10 protein-coding genes and 1 other annotated feature are annotated in these 18,238 nt (G+C 44.1%); of the genes, 6 read left to right on the forward strand and 4 right to left on the reverse strand.

Going from position 1 to position 18,238, the window contains the following annotated elements:
- Positions 1-137 precede the first annotated feature (137 nt).
- The gene (locus BMZ95_RS03035) at positions 138-1,412 is read right to left on the reverse strand and encodes a replication-associated recombination protein A (RefSeq protein WP_046922060.1); all 1,275 of its coding nucleotides are present in this window, start codon (positions 1,410-1,412) and stop codon (positions 138-140) included.
- Positions 1,413-1,533: 121 nt separating this feature from the next.
- On the opposite strand from BMZ95_RS03035, the gene BMZ95_RS03040 reads away from it, so the two are divergent.
- Entirely contained in the window at positions 1,534-3,591 is a 2,058-nt protein-coding gene (locus BMZ95_RS03040; RefSeq protein WP_014073749.1) for a hypothetical protein, read from the forward strand.
- A gap of 249 nt (positions 3,592-3,840) precedes the next feature.
- Here BMZ95_RS03040 and BMZ95_RS03045 read toward each other — a convergent pair whose 3' ends face one another.
- The 3 genes from BMZ95_RS03045 to BMZ95_RS03055 all read right to left on the reverse strand — a co-directional run bounded on the left by BMZ95_RS03045 (position 3,841) and on the right by BMZ95_RS03055 (position 5,668).
- Positions 3,841-4,287, reverse strand: coding sequence for a YueI family protein (locus BMZ95_RS03045; protein ID WP_014073748.1), 447 nt, complete (start codon positions 4,285-4,287; stop codon positions 3,841-3,843).
- 112 nt (positions 4,288-4,399) lie between these two features.
- A complete protein-coding gene (gene rpsD / locus BMZ95_RS03050) occupies positions 4,400-5,008 on the reverse strand; it encodes a 30S ribosomal protein S4 (RefSeq protein ID WP_003694425.1) in 609 nt (202 codons plus the stop codon).
- Between the two features lie 201 nt (positions 5,009-5,209).
- Entirely contained in the window at positions 5,210-5,668 is a 459-nt protein-coding gene (locus BMZ95_RS03055; RefSeq protein WP_014073747.1) for a GAF domain-containing protein, read from the reverse strand.
- 111 nt (positions 5,669-5,779) lie between these two features.
- On the opposite strand from BMZ95_RS03055, the gene BMZ95_RS03060 reads away from it, so the two are divergent.
- The 5 genes from BMZ95_RS03060 (at position 5,780) to BMZ95_RS03080 (ending at position 18,205) form a co-directional block, all read left to right on the forward strand.
- A complete protein-coding gene (locus BMZ95_RS03060; protein ID WP_014073746.1) occupies positions 5,780-7,483 on the forward strand; it encodes a septation ring formation regulator EzrA in 1,704 nt (567 codons plus the stop codon).
- A 119-nt stretch (positions 7,484-7,602) separates the two neighbouring features.
- On the forward strand, positions 7,603-8,757 hold the full coding sequence (locus BMZ95_RS03065; protein WP_014073745.1) for a cysteine desulfurase family protein: 1,155 nt from the start codon (positions 7,603-7,605) through the stop codon (positions 8,755-8,757).
- 19 nt (positions 8,758-8,776) lie between these two features.
- On the forward strand, positions 8,777-9,994 hold the full coding sequence (thiI, locus tag BMZ95_RS03070) for a tRNA uracil 4-sulfurtransferase ThiI (RefSeq protein WP_014073744.1): 1,218 nt from the start codon (positions 8,777-8,779) through the stop codon (positions 9,992-9,994).
- 60 nt (positions 9,995-10,054) lie between these two features.
- Positions 10,055-10,262, forward strand: a binding site (T-box leader).
- A gap of 74 nt (positions 10,263-10,336) precedes the next feature.
- Positions 10,337-13,000: a valine--tRNA ligase gene (locus BMZ95_RS03075; RefSeq protein ID WP_046922061.1), complete on the forward strand. Its 2,664-nt coding sequence runs from the start codon at positions 10,337-10,339 to the stop codon at positions 12,998-13,000.
- Between the two features lie 363 nt (positions 13,001-13,363).
- Positions 13,364-18,205: a DEAD/DEAH box helicase gene (locus BMZ95_RS03080; protein WP_455768892.1), complete on the forward strand. Its 4,842-nt coding sequence runs from the start codon at positions 13,364-13,366 to the stop codon at positions 18,203-18,205.
- Positions 18,206-18,238: the final 33 nt, after the last annotated feature.

Consider the following 18,238-nt stretch of genomic DNA (forward strand, 5'->3'; position numbering starts at 1 on the left):
GCCAAGTGAAATGGTCTGCCAGCCGCCTCGAGATCCGGTCACAAATATATCAGTTGTTCGGTCAACCATACGATAGGACGACACGTACACTTCAGAATTCCAATTTCATCTTAGCATAGGTTTTGAATAATTACAAATCACTTGCGCCATCTGGAATTTTGCAATGCCGAATATTGTTGTTTCAAAGCTTGTTCGTAACGACCGTTTTCTTTTGGAACGTAGTAGGTGCGGTCAAGCAGGGAATCGGGAAGATATTGTTGTTTGACCCAGTCATGCGGATAGTCATGTGGATACTTGTAACTCGTCCCGTGACCGAGTTTTTCTGCTCCTTTATAGTGAGCATCCTTCAAGTGATTTGGGACCTCACCTCCGTGGCCCTTTCTGATATCGTCAAGAGCAGCATCAATTGCCTGAATTCCTGAATTTGATTTTGGCGAAATGCAAAGCTCAATTACGGCATCGGCCAAAGGAATTCGTGCTTCAGGCAATCCCAATCGTTCAGCTGCGAGCACGGCAGAAACGGTTCTTGAACAGGCAGGGGGATTGGCTAATCCGATATCTTCATAGGCAATGGTCAGCAATCTTCTCATGACGCTGATCAAGTCGCCCGCTTCAAGCAATCGGGCCATGTAGTGCAAGGCCGCATTCGTATCGGAACCGCGAATCGATTTTTGGAATGCCGAAATCACGTCATAATGCGCATCACCGTCCTTATCATGCGTGAGCGCTTTTTTTTGAATGCATTCCTCAATGATTTCAAGCGTGACGTGAACATGATTGCTTTCATCCGTTGGCGTTGACATTACGGCCAATTCCAGTCCGTTCAGCGCGCTTCTCAGATCGCCGTTCGTTGCCCGCTCCAAGTGAATCATGGCATCATCGTCCAATACGACATGGTATTTTCCGAGACCGCGCTCATCGTCTTGGAGAGCCCTGTTAATGGCAGTTTTAATATCTTCTTCCGAAAGTTTTTGGACTTCAAAAATCTGCGTTCGACTGCGAATGGCAGGATTGATGGAGATATAAGGATTTTCTGTTGTCGCGCCAATCAAAATGATTTTGCCGCTTTCAAGCAGCGGCAACAAAAAATCCTGTTTAGGCTTGGTCAGGCGATGAATCTCATCGAGCATCAAAATGACCGTTCCGCTCATTTTTGCCTCCAACGCAACCTGTTCAAGCTCTTTTTTGGAGTCGGTCGCTGCATTTAAAATGCGAAAAGCATATTTCGTCGAACCGGCAATCGCACTTGCAATGCTGGTTTTGCCTGTTCCGGGAGGACCGTAAAGAATCATTGATGATAAAAGTTTTGCCTGAACCATTCGGCGAATAATCTTGCCTTCTCCGACAAGGTGACGTTGTCCGACGATTTCGTCAATGTCTTTTGGACGCATGCGAAATGCGAGTGGTTTCATCGAATCACTTCCTTATGCTTATATTTTACGCCAACGCTTGTTCGAAAGACAACTTAAAGAGACATGATAGTGATGAAAACTGCATGTTTTGGTATAATATAGATAACAATTTTTGCAAAGGATGAGAATCGTGAAATTTGACGAAATCGGAAATGTAATTGAAAAAGAGAAAATGACGGGGGCTTTGTTTAATATTGCATGGAAGGTTTCAAGGCCGCGTCAGGTCGTCAGAAGAGACGGATCGCTTGGAAATGCAGAGCTTGAGCAAAAGGACAATCCCTATTTGAAAGTTTCAAAGGGGGTAGTCGAGCTGACCACTCGTTCATGGCTTTCGGCATCAAAACTTTTCTTCGACATGAAGCTTCAAGAGCATACGCTGAGAAAAGCAATCGGAGACGATGCTTATTTATGGCCTTTTTCTTGCGGAATTAAAAAAGATTCAAAACTTGACCCTAAAATTCTTTTGCGATTTCCGGAAGGGTTGTTCAAGGAACTTTACGAATCTGAGTTTAAGCGAAGCAAAATTTCTTATATGACCTTCAGAAATCAGGTTTATATGAAAGTTTTGCGCGGTTTTGTCTCAAAAAGGTGGTTTTTGGAATACCTTTTTGGAGCAACTCCGTATGATTTTGCAGCGGGTGAAGTCGAGGGAAAAAGTTCACCGAAACGTTCCGCTTCAAACAACATAAATCCTGTTGTCCAAAAACAGGCGGACAATTTAAATTACTTGAGTCTCAAAAAATACCTTGAAACGTCTGATCGAACAAATCCGGACGGAATCATGCCGAACGGAAACTATGCAGATCTGAACGAAATGAAGGATCAAGGAATTCATTATCTGCAGATCGAAACGGTAGATTATGATCCACGCAGCATTTTAGGAGTGACTCCGCTCATGATTTCAACGTTAGAGCTTATGGCAGGGTATTTTTTAATGACCGAAAACGTTGATGAAAGCATTTTAAACGATTCAAGAAGTTTCAGCCTTAATGTGGCAAAAGAAAGTCCCTATGCTAAATCGGACGTGGTTACCAAAGCCCGCTTGTTTATGCAGGACATTTTGCGCTTTGGAGAAAAATTGGGCTTTTCAAAGATGCAAAGCGTTTCTGATGCTTTGAAAATAAGGATTGAAGAACCGGAAAATACTCCGGCCGCAAAACTGATCAGGCTGCAAGGAAACCAAAGCCTGTTTGATTACGGCATAAATTTGATGCAAAAAAATCAAAATGAGGTTTTAGATACCGGATTTGACGACGGAAGCGCTCGTTTGATTGAAGAGTCAATTTTAAACGGAATTTCATATCAGCCGGTAATTCCTGAAGCAAATATCGTGCAAATCGGCTCCAAAATGATCAAAAGCGGGATTCAGACAAGTTCAGACAGCGCGCTGATGAAAGAAATCTGGGATAAAAAATCGGTTGCCAAACAATTCGTTGAACAGTTCGGTTTCACCGTTTTGTCTGATTACATCGTCGGCAATCGCAGAAAGTTTGATGAGATTTTTCCGCGCGTCAAAGGAATGGCCGTTTCTGTCAAAAATGCTGAAGGTCCTTCAGATGAAAAAGCCTCCCTGTTCAGGTTGGCACCGACTAAAGAAGAGTTGTGGGATGCTGTTTCACGCATCATTCGCGATGGGAAAAAGGCGATGATCGAACTGGTGGTTCCAGGGTCCGTTTATCGGGCATTATTTTTCCAGGATCGAATTTTAAGCGTAATCGAACGCTTGCCTGCGGGAGTCGTCGGTGACGGAAGAAGAACGATCAAACAGTTGATCGACAGCAAAAATTTGTCTGACAAGACAAACCAAATCATCATCGGACCTTCCGAAAAAGAAACGATGGATGTTCAAGGAGTGACGCTTGAGACGATACCAGGGCGCGGAAACGAGGTTTTGCTTCGTTATGATGCGACAAGCGGGACCGGAAACCGCAGCTTGGAAGTTCTCGATGAAATTGATTCAAGCTATCTGGATGAGCTTTGCCGTTTGGCCAAGGCGTTGAGACTTCATGACGGAGCGCTTGACATTGTGATTCCAAATATCTATCAAAGATATGATGCCGACCATCCGGAGGCATTGATTTTCTTGAGTGCCCATGCAACTCCGAAACTTTCGATGCACGAAAACGTGCTCTTGATCGGAAATCAAAATATCGCAAAAAAAATCGTTATGATGCAGTAAAAAAGAGGCTTGGAATAATTATGCCTCAAACTAAAAACCCGGATGATTTGCAGTTAGTTGCAATCATTCGGGTTTTTAGTTAGTATTCATGACAATTCCCATGCTACGATGGAAATAAGCAAAAAAGTTTGTTTTCATGTATTAAAATTGAAAAAAGCTGGACAAAATCAGTCTCAAGCGGATTGTACTATGTCCGGCATTATGTTTAATTCAAGCCGGAAACGGGGCTTTTTTCTCCCAGTCTCTTTTTTAGCCGAAAAGTCTTTCCAGGAGAGAACGATGCTTAGGATGAGACGAATTCTCCGTTTTCTTAGGGTAGCACTCAAAAATATCAATTTTTTCTTTGTGAATGGCTTGAGTCTTGTCGCAAAAAACAACCGCGAAATCGGTTGAATCATTCGGGAGATTGTGATCGGACGTTGCAGTGAAATCAATGCCGTGATCATTTGCAAGCTTGACCAGTTTGGAAAGAGAAGCTGCATCGACCTGACCGTTGATAATCAGGCGGAAGTCCGGATGAATCGACATTTCTTGTGACAAATCAAGCAAACTTTCCGGGTTGTTTAGTTCTTCAAACGTGATGACGACATCGACTCTTTCGCGAAAAGTTCCAAGGTATTTGCGGCGTTCGTCAGGATTAATCTGGGGAGTTCCATACATTCCCTTGTTCATATGGTTTTGTAGTTCATCAGACATCGTTCAACCTTCTTTCTTGTTTTCATTCTAAAGTGTAACATGAAGAAGATAATTCAGACAACAAAAAACAGCCCCCATAAAGAGGACCGTTTCAACAAATTCACTTTGAAAATTAAAGTTTGTTGTAGTATTCAACGACAAGAGCTTCATCGATGTTTGCATCGAGTTCTTCACGTTCAGGAAGACGTACCAATGAGCCTTCCATCTTGTTTTCGTCGAATGAAACGAATGGTGCACGACCGACAACGGCTTCCAAAGCATCCTTAACGACTTGAAGGTTCTTTGAACGTTCACGCAAGGAAATAACTTGGCCAGGCTTTACTTCGTATGACGGAATGTCAACGCGCTTGCCATCAACCGTGATGTGACCATGGTTTACCAATTGGCGAGCTTGACGACGTGTCGTAGCTAATCCAAGACGGTAAACAACGTTGTCCAGGCGACGTTCCAAAAGAATCATGAAGTTATCGCCGTGCTTGCCTTCGCGAATCTTGCCAGCCTTAACGAAAAGGTTAGCAAATTGACGTTCTGACAAACCGTACGTCATGCGAAGCTTTTGCTTTTCACGCAATTGCAAACCATATTCGGAAAGCTTGCGACGGTTGTTTTGACCGTGTTGACCTGGTGCGTAAGGACGCCGTGCTAATTCTTTGCCTGTGCCTGAAAGGGAGATGCCTAAGCGACGTGAAACCTTCCAGGAAGGACCTGTATAACGAGACATTTAAAATTCCTCCAATTAAATAATTTGGAGTAAAATAATCCGTGCGAGTTTAGTATTCGTGCATTTCATTTTGCGATTTTCACCCTTGCAGCCGAAGGGTTACTCATACGAACCAAAACGGCAATGAAATGTTGACGTTCTTACCGCTCGCTGCTGCATTATTTTACACAACTGACATCGTATCAGATTGAATCTTTTGTGTCAAGACCATTTTGTGTTTTTAAGCAAGACTTCGACAAATCCGGAAAGTGCCGTTTCGTCTTCTTTGCTGAAACGATTTTTTGAAGGCGAATCGATGTCGAGCACACCAATCATTTGATTGTCTTTGATCAAAGGAATGACGATCTCAGAATTTGAGGCAGAGTCGCATGCGATGTGTCCCGGAAATTCATGGACGTTTGCGACGCGCAGGGCTTTTCTTTGTGAAAATGCAGTTCCGCAGACACCGGTGCCGTTTTTAATGTGCATACAGGCAACTTTCCCTTGAAACGGTCCAAGATCTAATGAATCGGTTTGTTCGTCATAAAGGTAAAAACCGGCCCAATTGACGTCTTTTAAGCTACTGTACAGGAGCGCCGACGCATTTGCCAGATTTGAAACGGGGTTATGCTCATTGAACAAAAGCGCGTCAAGTTGTTTCGACAACAGATTATCGGTCATAATTATTGAGGCCTCCAAGCGGTTATTTTTTATGTATCATATGTTATAATATAAGCAATTGTATTTAAATGCAAATTCGATGATTTGAAAGTAAGGGGCGGAATTCACATTATGATGGCAATTTTAATGACGATCATTGCCTTGGCGGTGGTGCTTTACGCTGCAGCAATGGTTTTCAAACGACGATATAAGATGCAGGCAGAAGAGGTAAGAAATCAAGTTGAAAGCATTGAAAAAGCGTCATTGGATGCGGATTTTGCCAATCTCAGCCGGATGACTCTTTCAGGCGAAAGTCTGACGGAAGTTGAAAACATGGATAAATCGTACCATTATCTGATGAATCGACGTTTGCCGGAGATTATCGAGGAATTGGATGAAATTGATGAACAGATTGAGGGATATCATGTTTTTTTGTCTAAGACGGGGCTTGAAACAACCAGGAAAAAGACCATGGACGCAATTTCTCAGTACCGTGAACTGGCAGCAAAGGTTTCACGAATTAAAAAACAGGCCGAAAGTCATCAGGAAGCAGTCAAGGAACTTAAAGACAAGTATCAAAGGATCAGAAAGATTTTGCTGACAAAAAATTTTTCGTATGGTCAAAGCATTGATGCCTTGGAATCAAGCATGCAAAATCTTGAGAATCTTTTTGAAGACTATATGAAGGTGCTTGAAAAGGGCGATTTGAAGAAAACGGATGAAATTCTCTCAGAACTTCGTCAAAAAACGCACGTGCTTGAAACAGCTCTTGATAAAATTCCGCCAATTTATAAGAACTACAAGAACGTTTATCCGGAACAGATGACAGAAATCAAAGAAGCCATCAGAAAGATGAAAGAAGAACGCTATGAGTTTGAGTTTGACTCTGAAAAGGTCATTTCTGAAACGGATGACCAAATAAAACGACTTGATGAAGGACTTGCAAAAATCGAAGTTGAAAATTGCGAATTACTCGACAACAAAATTTATGAAAATATCGAAAAACTGTATGATGCAATCGAAAAAGAATATAATGCCAAACTTCGCTTTGACAAGCGACTTTCCTATTTCAAAGACTTTATGGAACACGCTCGCAAACAGGAACGAGAACTGCTGATAGAGTTGGATCGACTTTCGATGAATTATGTATTCAATCACAATGAACCCGAAAACGCGCATAGTTTGGACGATATGCTGAAACGCATCGAAAAATGGTATCAGGGCTATGAGAACCGTGATGAAGAAATGAGCATCTGTTATTCCGAATATTACTCGCGGATGCTTGAAAATTTGAAGGATCTGGCTAATATTGAAAAGCGACAAAAAGAAATTTTCGACAGCGTGGCATCGCTTTTCAAGGATGAACAAGATGCAAAACGAGCCATTCAGAATTTTGATGCTGAAATGCATCGTTTGAAACGATCAATCGACAACCTCAACTTGCCTGGTCTTTCCAATGAATATCAGCAGTATTTCTTGAAAGTTTCAGCTGAAATCGTTGATTTGGCAAACGATTTGGGCAAGATTCAAGTCGACATGGATCAGATTGAGCATGATTTGATCAATACTCAATCCGATCTTGACGTTTTGGAGAAAAAGACTCAGGAAATAATCGATGCGTCAACATTGGCCCAGGAGTGCATCCAGTATGCCAATCGATATCGAGGCGAGTCAGAAGAAGTGGCCAATGCACAAAAAGAAGCAATCAGCCTGTTTGAAAAGTGCGATTACATAAAATCGCTTGACACGATTGCGCATATTTTGGAAAAAGTCGATGAAAACTCGTATCGCAGAATTGAAGCAAGCTATAAGAAAAAGAGCAAATATCAAAGTTAGATGCATGAAAATCGGAAATTTTGCTTTATAAAGGGTGACAATTGCGTCATCCTTTTTTGCTTGTATTTTGATAGTTGATTGGTTAGAATTAAAAGGAATGTCAATGTAAAAGAGAGGGTATGCAGAAAATGTACTTTGACAATAGTGCAACGACAAAAATAGATCCGCAAGTTTTGCAAACGTATCAGACGGTTTGTGAAAAAGTTTGGGGCAATCCCTCATCTTTGCATAATCTGGGAGAACATGCCTTTAATCTGCTTGAACAGGCAAGAAAGCAGGTTGCTGATTTGATCGGAAGAAAGCAAGATGAGATCTTCTTTACTAGCGGCGGGACTGAAAGCGACAACTGGGCAATCAAAGGAACTGCCATTGAAAAGCATATTTACGGAAAACATTTAATCACGTCAAGCGTTGAGCACCCTGCAGTCATCAATACGATGAGACAATTGGAAAAGCTGGGTTTTGAAGTGACCTATCTTCCGGTTGACAAGGAAGGACGAGTCAGCTGCGAGGATTTGAGAAAATCAATCAGGAAAGATACGATTCTTGTTTCAATCATGGCAGTCAACAATGAAGTTGGGTCTATTCAGCCGATTGATGAGATTGCTGAAGTTTTGAAAGACTATCCTAAAATTCATTTTCACGTCGATGCCGTTCAGGCGGTCGGAAAGGGGCTTGGCAAGATGCTTAAAAATGAGCGGATTGACCTGATGTCGTTTTCCGGTCACAAATTTCATGCACCGCGCGGGATTGGATTCATGTATAAAAAAGAAGGCAGAATGATTGCTCCGCTATTGACGGGCGGTGGACAGGAAAAAAATCTGCGAAGCGGAACCGAAAATCTGCCTGCGATTGCGGCAATGGCAAAGGCTTTGAGACTTGTGGTCGAAAATGAGGACGAATATTCAAAGCGTCAGCAAAAAATTAAAGAAAAAATCTACGATCACGTGGAAAAATTCGACAAAGCAGTCATCTTTTCCGGACGCGACAAGAATTTTGCCCCACACGTGCTTTGTTTTGCAATCAAGGGCGTCAGGGGCGAGACGATTGTCCATGCTTTTGAAGACAATGACATTTACATTTCAACGACAAGCGCATGTTCATCTAAGAAACATACGGTTTCATCGACGCTCCGTTCGATTGGAATTGATGACGGAATTGCAACTTCTGCGGTTCGAGTCAGTCTTGATGAAAACAATACGCTTGAAGAGGCGGAAGAATTCAACAATGTTTTTGATGAATTATATGAAAAATTTCGGATGATCAACTCTTAAATCATTGAAAGGAAACAATATGCAATATACTGAAATTATGGTTCGTTACGGCGAACTGTCAACAAAAGGCAAAAACAGGCGAAACTTTATCGACCGTTTGGGATTCAACGTGCGTTCCGCAATGCACGATTTTCCGAAATTGGTCGTCAAGGCACATCGTGATCGAATGCACATTTATTTGAACGGTGAGGATTCCGACAAAGTCATCGAACGTTTAAAACAGGTTTTTGGAATTCAGAATTTTTCACCATCGGTCAGGGTCGAACGCGATGTCGAAGCTGTAAAGGAAAAAGCCGTTGAAATGATCAACGAAAAGTTCTTCGACGGAATGACGTTCAAAGTAAATACGAGACGCTCCGATCACCATTTTGTCTATGATACGAACGAATTGAATGAAATGATCGGCGGATACGTGCTTCAAAACGTCCCAGGACTCAAGGTTAAAATGAAAAATCCGGATATTACGCTGCGAGTCGAAGTTCGTTGCGACGGCATCTATTTGTCTCATGAAAAGATCCAGGGGGCCGGCGGACTGCCTGTCGGCACCGCCGGACGCGCAATGCTGATGCTTTCAGGCGGCATTGATTCGCCGGTTGCGGGCTATCTTGCAATGAAACGCGGCGTTGATATTGAAATGGTTCACTTCTTCAGTCCGCCATATACGAGCGAACAGGCTTTGAACAAAGCCAAGGAACTGACAGCCAAGCTGACGCCTTACGTTGGAAGAATACAGTTTATCGAGGTTCCGTTTACCGAAATTCAGGAAACGGTCAAACATGACGTTCCGTCCGGATATCTGATGACGATTCAGCGACGGTTCATGCTCAGGCTAACGGAGGCATTAGCCAAAAAACGCGGTGGTCTGGCAATTTTTAACGGTGAAGCTTTGGGACAGGTTGCTTCCCAGACGCTTGAAAGTATGGCGGCCATCAACGATGTGACGACGATGCCTGTTTTGCGGCCGGTTGTTTCAATGGATAAAAATGAAATCATCAAGATTGCTCAAAAGATTGATACGTTTGATCTGTCAATCATGCCGTTTGAGGATTGCTGTACCGTTTTCGCTCCTCCTGCTCCGAAGACGAAGCCGAAAATTGATCGCGCGCGCTATTACGAAAGCCGCTTAGATGTCGATGGATTGATTCAGCGTGCTTTGGACGGCGTTAAAGTGACGAATATTCAAATTGGCGATTCTTTCTTAAATGATTCCGAACAGGCATTTTCAGAATTGCTTTAATTCTGCATGATTAAATTTAATTTTAGCTTGACGCACTGTGCCAACAAGGCTAAAATACTCGTATAAGCTTTGAACAAGAGGGTTCAGACATGACGATTTAAAGAGAGAAACGGGTTGGTGGAACGTTTTACTCGTCGTTTGAATTGTAGCTTGTGAGCTGTCGGACTGAACCAACAGTAGGTCTGACCGGATATCAGTTCGTTAACATGAATTAAAGCGGGGCATTAAAGCCCAATTTAGGTGGTACCACGGCACTGTCGTCCTATTAGAGGACGGCAGTGTTTTTTGTTTGAATGAACTGGTAAGGAGCACTGCATTTGACAAAGGAAAGGAAGAAACTCAATGGCAAAAGATATTGAAATGTCAACAAAATACGATCCGAGTCAAGTTGAACCCGGACGTTACGAACAATGGGTAAACGACGGATTGTTCAAGCCGAGCGGCGACAAAAAGGCCAAGCCTTATTCAATCGTGATCCCGCCTCCGAACGTAACCGGCAAGCTTCACTTGGGCCATGCCTGGGACACGACTCTGCAAGACATGCTGATCAGGCAAAAACGCATGCAAGGGTTTGATACTCTTTGGCTTCCGGGAATGGATCATGCCGGAATCGCAACGCAGGCAAAAGTTGAAGCTCGTCTTGCAGAACAAGGAATCTCACGCTATGATCTGGGACGAGAAAAATTTGTTGACAAAGTCTGGGAATGGAAAGACGAATATGCAAGCATTATCAAGCAGCAGTGGGCAAAACTTGGTCTTTCGCTTGATTACGATCGCGAACGTTTTACTTTGGACGAAGGATTATCCAAGGCAGTTCGCAAGGTGTTTGTTTCCCTTTATAAAAAAGGCTTGATTTATCGCGGTGAATATATCATCAACTGGGATCCGAAGGCAAGAACTGCTCTTTCAGACATCGAAGTCATTCACCAAGATGACAAAGGTGCTTTCTACCACGTGAAATATCCGTTCGTTGATCCGGAGCATACTTTCAACGGGAAACATTATATTGAGATTGCGACGACGCGTCCGGAAACGATGATGGGCGACGTTGCGGTTGCCGTTAATCCGAGCGATGAACGCTATAAGGATCTTGTCGGCAAGGAAGTCGTTCTTCCGCTTCAAGGGCGCCATATTCCGATTATTGCCGATCAGTACGTTGATCCCGAATTCGGGACGGGGATGGTCAAGATTACGCCGGCCCACGACCCTAATGACTTTGAAGTCGGCAATCGTCATAATCTGGAACGAATCAATACGATGAACGATGATGCGACGATGAATGAAAATGCTGGCAAATATTGCGGACTCGATCGCTTTGAAGCTCGCAAGGCAATCGTTTCCGATCTTCAAGATCAAGGATATATGATCAACATCGAACCGATTGTTCATAGCGTCGGTCATTCGGAACGGACCGGGGTTCAGGTTGAAGCACGTCTTTCAACTCAATGGTTCGTCAAGATGAAACCATTAGCGGAAGCCGCTTTGAAAAATCAGGAAACTGATGATGCCGTTAAATTTGTTCCCGAACGCTTTGAAAAGACGTTTACGCAATGGATGGAAAACGTTCATGATTGGGTTATTTCGCGTCAGCTTTGGTGGGGACATCAAATTCCTGCCTGGTACAATAAGAAGACGGGCGAGACTTACGTTGGTGAAGAAGCACCTGAAGACATCGAAAATTGGGAACAGGATACAGACGTTTTGGATACTTGGTTCTCAAGCGCTTTGTGGCCGTTTTCGACAATGGGTTGGCCGGATACCGAATCAGAGGATTTTAAGCGCTACTTCCCAACGGATACTTTGGTTACCGGTTATGACATCATCTTCTTCTGGGTATCCCGCATGATTTTCCAAAGTCTTGAATTTACGGGACGCAGGCCGTTCAAGCACGTTTTGCTGCATGGTTTGATTCGTGACGAACAAGGACGCAAGATGAGCAAGTCTCTCGGCAACGGAATCGATCCGATGGACGTTATCGACAAATACGGTGCCGATGCGCTGCGCTGGTTCCTTTCAACCGGATCGACTCCTGGGCAAGACGTTCGTTTCTCATACACCAAGATGGATGCCGCATGGAATTTCATCAATAAGATTTGGAATGCGAGTCGTTTCGTAATCATGAACCTCGATGAAGAGACGACAAAAGATTTACCTGACATTAAGGAATGGCAGCTTTCCGACAAGTGGATTTTGAGTCGATTGAACAAGACGGTCAAAGAAGTTACGCGTTTGTTTGACGGCTTTGAATTTGGCGAAGCCGGACGTGCTCTTTACAATTTCATTTGGAACGATTTTTGTGACTGGTACATCGAAATGGCCAAGGAAGATCTGAATGGTTCCGATGAAAAGCTCAAGCACAATACTCAAAACATCTTGTGCTACGTGCTTGATCAAACGCTGCGTCTGATGCACCCAATCATGCCGTTCGTCACGGAAAAGATCTGGCTGACGATGCCGCATGACGGAAAATCGCTCGTTACGGCCGCATATCCTGTTGAACATCCGGAATTCGACAATCCGGAAGCAGAAAAGCAGATGGATAACCTGATTGAACTTATCAAAGCGGTCAGAAACAGCCGCGCTTCAGTTAATGCGCCGATGTCGAGCGCAATCGACATTTTGATCAGGACGACTTCGGAAGACACAAAGTCGGTTTTCGATGCAAACGTTGAATACATCAACCGCTTCTGCCATCCGAAGAAGCTTGAGATTTCAGCTGACGTGGAGGCTCCTGCCCTTTCAATGACATCCGTCATCACCGGCGCCGAAGTCTATCTGCCGCTTGCCGACCTGATTGACCTCAACGAAGAGCATGCCCGTCTTGAAAAAGAAGCATCAAAACTTGAAAAAGAAGTCGAACGCGGTGAAAAGAAACTCTCAAACGAACGTTTCGTCGCAAACGCTCCAGCAGAAGTCGTAAACAGCGAAAAAGAAAAACTTGCCGGCTACAGGAGCAAGCTCGAGGCGACAAGGATCCGAATCGGGGAACTGGAAAAGGAAATGTAAGAACAAGGTGTGGAGCCGAGCGGTCAGCCCGCGAGCACCAGGCCTGCTCGAACGCCGGCGGGCTCGTCCTGCCAAGCGAGGGTACCTGGGCGGAACGGGCTGCGAGGCGCAACCCGATTAGACAAGGTGTGGAGCCGAGCGGTCAGCCCGCGAGCACCAGGCCTGCTCGAACGCCGGCAGGCTCGTCCTGCCAAGCGAGAGTACCTGGGCGGAACGGGCTGCGAGGTGCAACCCGATTAGACAAGGTGTGGAGCCGAGCGGTCATGAGCCCGTGCACAAGCATGAGGATGACTGAAGGCGAGTGGCTTTCTGAATGAACAATGGATGCGCTTCACGTATATTATGATACGTGAGGCGTTTTTTTTGATTATTTCGCATCTTGTTTCGGCAAGCGGCTCAATAATTGCCGGCGAGCAGTTCAAGGACAGGGTCCTTTTGGGCATGGAACTTAGGAAATTCAAGGGAAAGGCAGATATTATGAATGCATTTAATCATTTAATTGAACATATTAATAATGACATGACCAATCAAAGAGACAGGGGAACGGCCTTTGAAAAGCTGGCCGTTGCATATTTCAAGAATGAGCCCGCCTACAGGAACAAGTACAGCGATGTCTGGATGTTGAGTGATCTTCCGGAGGAGTATGATATCCCGCATCAGGATACAGGTGTGGACATTGTTGCCAGGGACCGTAATACCGGCAAGCTGACTGCAATTCAGGCCAAGTTCTACAAGAACAAGGTTGGCAAGGACACCATCAACTCATTTGTCGCTGAAGCTGCCAAAGACTATTACGCTGACGGCATCATCATCTCAACAACCGATGAATGGAACCGCAATGCCGAAAGGGCGCTGGCGGGATTGTCAAAGCCGATTGCGCGTATCGGGCTTACGGATCTTGAGAACGCTGATATCGACTGGGGGATGTTTGATTTTGGCAGCGCTGATGCCATTGACAAAAAGCCTGCCAAGAAACTTCGTGACTATCAGAAGGAAGCAATTGAAAAATCAGTTGAATATTTCAGGGATAATGAGCGTGGCAAGCTCATTATGGCACCCGGCACCGGCAAGACGTTCACCAGTCTCAAGATTGCCGAGGCATTGTACAGGGAAAAGGGAGGCAGCAACTACAACATCCTTTACCTGGTTCCGAGCATTCAGCTTCTTTCGCAGACGCTCTTCAACTGGAATTCCGATGTTTCCGATGACATCAACATGATTTCCTTCTCCGTCGTGTCTGACAGGAAGGCCACGAAGAAGACCGGCGATGACAATCTGACTGCCAAGGACGTTGGCTTTCCCGCTACGACAAATGTCAGTGAACTGATGGAAAACTATGAGACCATAGATACTTCCAAAGGCAGGGACATGACAGTCATTTTCTCAACTTATCAGTCGATTGACGTCATTCATCAGGCACAGGAGGCAGGCTATCCGGAATTTGACCTGATCATTGCAGACGAGGCGCACAGGACAACAGGTTCTTCCAAGCTTGGTGAAGACAGTATGTTCACAAAGGTTCACGGCAATGACAACGTAAAGGGCAGGCTGCGTTTATATCAGACTGCAACGCCTAAGGTTTACGGACCCGATGCCAAGAAGAAGGCTGAGTCAAACAGTGTCGAGCTTGCTTCAATGGATGATGAGAGCATCTACGGTCGTGAAATTTTCCGCCTTGGATTCGGTGAGGCGGTAAACCGCGGCTATCTCACTGACTACAAGGTTTCCGTCCTTGCAGTCAACGAAAAGTATGTTGACAGGAACATGCAGAATATCATGGCTTCCGAGGACAATGAACTCAATACCAGTGACATTGGCAAGATCATCGGCATCTGGAATGCGATGACGAAGCGCAATGGAATGAACGGGGCGATTTCAGGAGCACCGATGAAGCGCGCCATCGCGTTTACTGACACCATTGAGCACTCAAAGCAGATTGCCGATGAGTTCAATGACGTTGTCAATGATTATCTCGGGGAGTATGCAGAGGGAAGCTTTTCCGTTGACGTTCATCATGTCGACGGCGGTCTGAATGCCATGGAGAAGAAGACGGAACTGGACTGGCTGGCAAGTGACATGCCTGAAAATACGGCTCGTGTGCTCTCCAATGTCCGTTTCCTGACGGAAGGAATCGATGTTCCCAATCTGGATGCAATCATCTTCATGAGTCCCAGGAAGTCGCAGGTTGACATTGTCCAGGCCGTCGGGCGCATCATGCGCCGCTATGAGGGTAAGGAGTACGGTTATATTATCCTGCCTGTTGTCATTGATGCCGATGCTGATCCGGAAACTGTGCTTGACAACAACCAGAAGTATCAGGAAATATGGCAGGTTCTCAACGCCCTGAGGTCAATTGACGAACGGTTTGAATCTGAAATCAACAAACTGGAACTCAACAGGAAGAAGAGCAGGAAGATCAACCTTATCGGTGTTTCCACCAAGCCTGGTTCTGAAGTCACTGAAGAAGGCGGAAAAGCCGGTGAAGGCGAAAAGGGTGAAAATGGTCCGAACTATGTTCAGACTGAGCTTGACCTCGGAATGGATATGGGTGCCATAGAGCAGGCATTCTACGGGAAGATTGTCCAGAAGGTCGGTGATCGTCGCTACCTTGAGGACTGGTCAAAGGACGTTGCCGATATTGCCAAGAGGCATATCAACAAGATCAACACGCTGATTGATGAGAAAAAGGGTGCCAGAATGGCATTTGACCAGTTCATGAAGAGCCTGCACTATAATATCAATGATTCAATTGACAGGAATCAGGCCGTTGAAATGCTGGCTCAGCATCTGATTACCCAGCCTGTCTTCTCGGCCTTGTTTGATGAATACAGCTTTGTCAACGACAATCCCGTCTCTCATGCGATGAATGACGTCATTTCCGCCTTCTCCGTCTTCGGCTTCGACAAGGAGCAAAAGGAACTTGAACCTTTCTATGAGTCAGTCAGGCTTCGTGCATCGGGAATTGACAATGCCGAGGCAAAGCAGAAGGTTATCGTGACTCTTTATGACAAGTTCTTCAGAACAGGGTTCAAGAGTACGACGGAACAGTTGGGGATTGTGTTCACTCCTGTTGAAATCGTCGACTTCATCATCAGGTCGGTTGACTATGCATTGAACAGGTATTTCGGCAAGCGGATCTCAAGTGAGAACGTGCATGTTCTGGATCCGTTCACGGGTACAGGTACCTTCATCACGCGGACGCTGCAGTATCTGAAGGAGCAGATGGATGCCGGAGAAATTACGTATGATGATATTTTGAGAAAGTACATGCATGAACTTCACGCCAATGAAATCGTGCTTCTGAGTTACTACATCGCCGCCATCAACATCGAATCGGTCTTTGACGAAATAAACGGACCTGGCCGTGGCTATCAGCCGTTTGAGGGTATTGTTCTTACGGATACCTTTGAAAGCACCGAACGTGAAAATTCATTTATGGATGAACTGCTTGGCGAGAACAATGAGCGCCTGAAGAAGCAGCAGGAGCAGCCGATTACGGCAATTGTTGGAAATCCTCCGTATTCAGCCAAGCAAGACAATGAAGACAAAAACTATACCAGAAACAATTATCCTAAGCTTGAACACGCGTTAAGGAAAATGTGGGTTGACACATCGAAGGCTGTTAATAGAAATGGATTGATGGATTCTTATATAAAGGCATTGAGATGGGCCGCAGACAGATTATCTGACAAGGGTGTTATTGGCTTTATTACAAATAGTTCCTATATTGACGGTGTGGCAATGGATGGAATGAGAAAGAGCTTGATGGAAGAATTTGCAGATATCTATATAGTTAATTTAAAAGGGCAAATCAGGCGCCGTTCTAAAGAACAAATTGCCAGAGAAGGGGAAAATATATTTGATATAATGACCGGTGTGGCAATAATATTGTTGGTCAAGGATGATTCAAGGAACGGAAAGGGAACTCTGCATTATTATGACATAGGTGATGGTCTGTCAAAGAAAGAGAAGCTTGAAAAGATAAGGAATTTTCAAAGTATCCAGAGTATTGAAGAAGAGAACTTATTTGAAAATATAATCCCAAATGAAAAGGGTGACTGGATAAACCAGAGAAATTCTAATTTTGACAGTCTGATTAAACTGGGGGATAAGAAAAGTAAGGAAGCTTTATTTGTAGACTATACAGGTGGAATTAAAACTGGTCGTGATGCTTGGTCGTGGGGATTTTCGAAGTCACGGGTTAGAGAAAAAATAGAGGGGACGATTGAGTATTACAATGATAATTTAGGGGATAAAACTGTTTATTCAGAAGACAGCAAGGAAATTTCATGGACGCGTTCATTGAAGAGGGAATTCGAAAAGGGGGAGAAACTTGATTTTAAGGATAATCGCATATATTTAGGAATGTATCGCCCGTTCACAAAAAAGTATGTTTATTATTCTAAAGAATTAGTAGACCAGCAATATCGTATGGCCAGCGTATTTCCAACAAAGGATGCAAGCAATCTTCTTATTGCGTTGTCAAATAAAACCGAGGGAAAGAGATTTACCTTACTAACAACTGATGTTGTTACAGATGTCAATTTATTTGCTGGTGGTTCACAGAATTTACCGAAGTATCTGTACGATGATTTGGGAGAGTATTCCTCAATAAGACTTGATGTACTTAGGAAGTTGGATGATTTGAATGATGATGATGTGCTTCCTTATGTTTATGGTGTGCTGAGTTCCAATGAATATGAAAGAATGTATGCCATGGATTTAGCCAAGGAATTTCCTAGGATTCCCAACGTGAAACACAAGGAGGATTTTGTAGATATTGGCAGAAAATTGATGGACTTGCACATCAATTATGAAAATGTTCCTGTCTATGATGGTGTTGACATTGAGGAAAAGTCAGATCCAAGCTATGTTGTCAAGAAGATGAGATTTGCCAAGGTCAAAAGCCCTGAAACAGGAAAATTTGAAAAGGACAGGTCGACTATCATCTTCAATGATGACATAACCATCAGAAACATTCCTGAAAAAGCTTATGAATATGTTGTCAACGGTCGCTCGGCAATTGAATGGATTATGGACCAGTACCAGATTAAAACTGATAGGAAGTCAGGGATTACAGACGATCCCAACGACTTCAGCGATGATCCGAAGTACATTTACAATCTTCTTTTGCGCATCATTAACGTATCCATTCAGACGGTCGACCTTATCAACAGTCTGCCGGAACTTGAGATAAGCAAGTGATGCGCATTCAGATGAAACGGATGATCTGCGTCT

The sequence above is a fragment of the Ligilactobacillus ruminis DSM 20403 = NBRC 102161 genome, assembly GCF_900113455.1.
Lineage (GTDB): Bacteria > Bacillota > Bacilli > Lactobacillales > Lactobacillaceae > Ligilactobacillus > Ligilactobacillus ruminis.

Excerpts from the sequence above, each read along its gene's own strand:
- BMZ95_RS03075 (WP_046922061.1), top strand. The coding sequence starts at position 10,337 with ATGGCAAAAGATATTGAAATGTCAACAAAATACGATCCGAGTCAAGTT.
- BMZ95_RS03035 (WP_046922060.1), bottom strand. The coding sequence starts at position 1,412 with ATGAAACCACTCGCATTTCGCATGCGTCCAAAAGACATTGACGAAATC.
- BMZ95_RS03055 (WP_014073747.1), bottom strand. The coding sequence starts at position 5,668 with ATGACCGATAATCTGTTGTCGAAACAACTTGACGCGCTTTTGTTCAAT.
- rpsD (WP_003694425.1), bottom strand. The coding sequence starts at position 5,008 with ATGTCTCGTTATACAGGTCCTTCCTGGAAGGTTTCACGTCGCTTAGGC.
- BMZ95_RS03060 (WP_014073746.1), top strand. The coding sequence starts at position 5,780 with ATGATGGCAATTTTAATGACGATCATTGCCTTGGCGGTGGTGCTTTAC.
- BMZ95_RS03045 (WP_014073748.1), bottom strand. The coding sequence starts at position 4,287 with ATGTCTGATGAACTACAAAACCATATGAACAAGGGAATGTATGGAACT.
- BMZ95_RS03065 (WP_014073745.1), top strand. The coding sequence starts at position 7,603 with ATGCAGAAAATGTACTTTGACAATAGTGCAACGACAAAAATAGATCCG.
- BMZ95_RS03040 (WP_014073749.1), top strand. The coding sequence starts at position 1,534 with ATGAGAATCGTGAAATTTGACGAAATCGGAAATGTAATTGAAAAAGAG.
- thiI (WP_014073744.1), top strand. The coding sequence starts at position 8,777 with ATGCAATATACTGAAATTATGGTTCGTTACGGCGAACTGTCAACAAAA.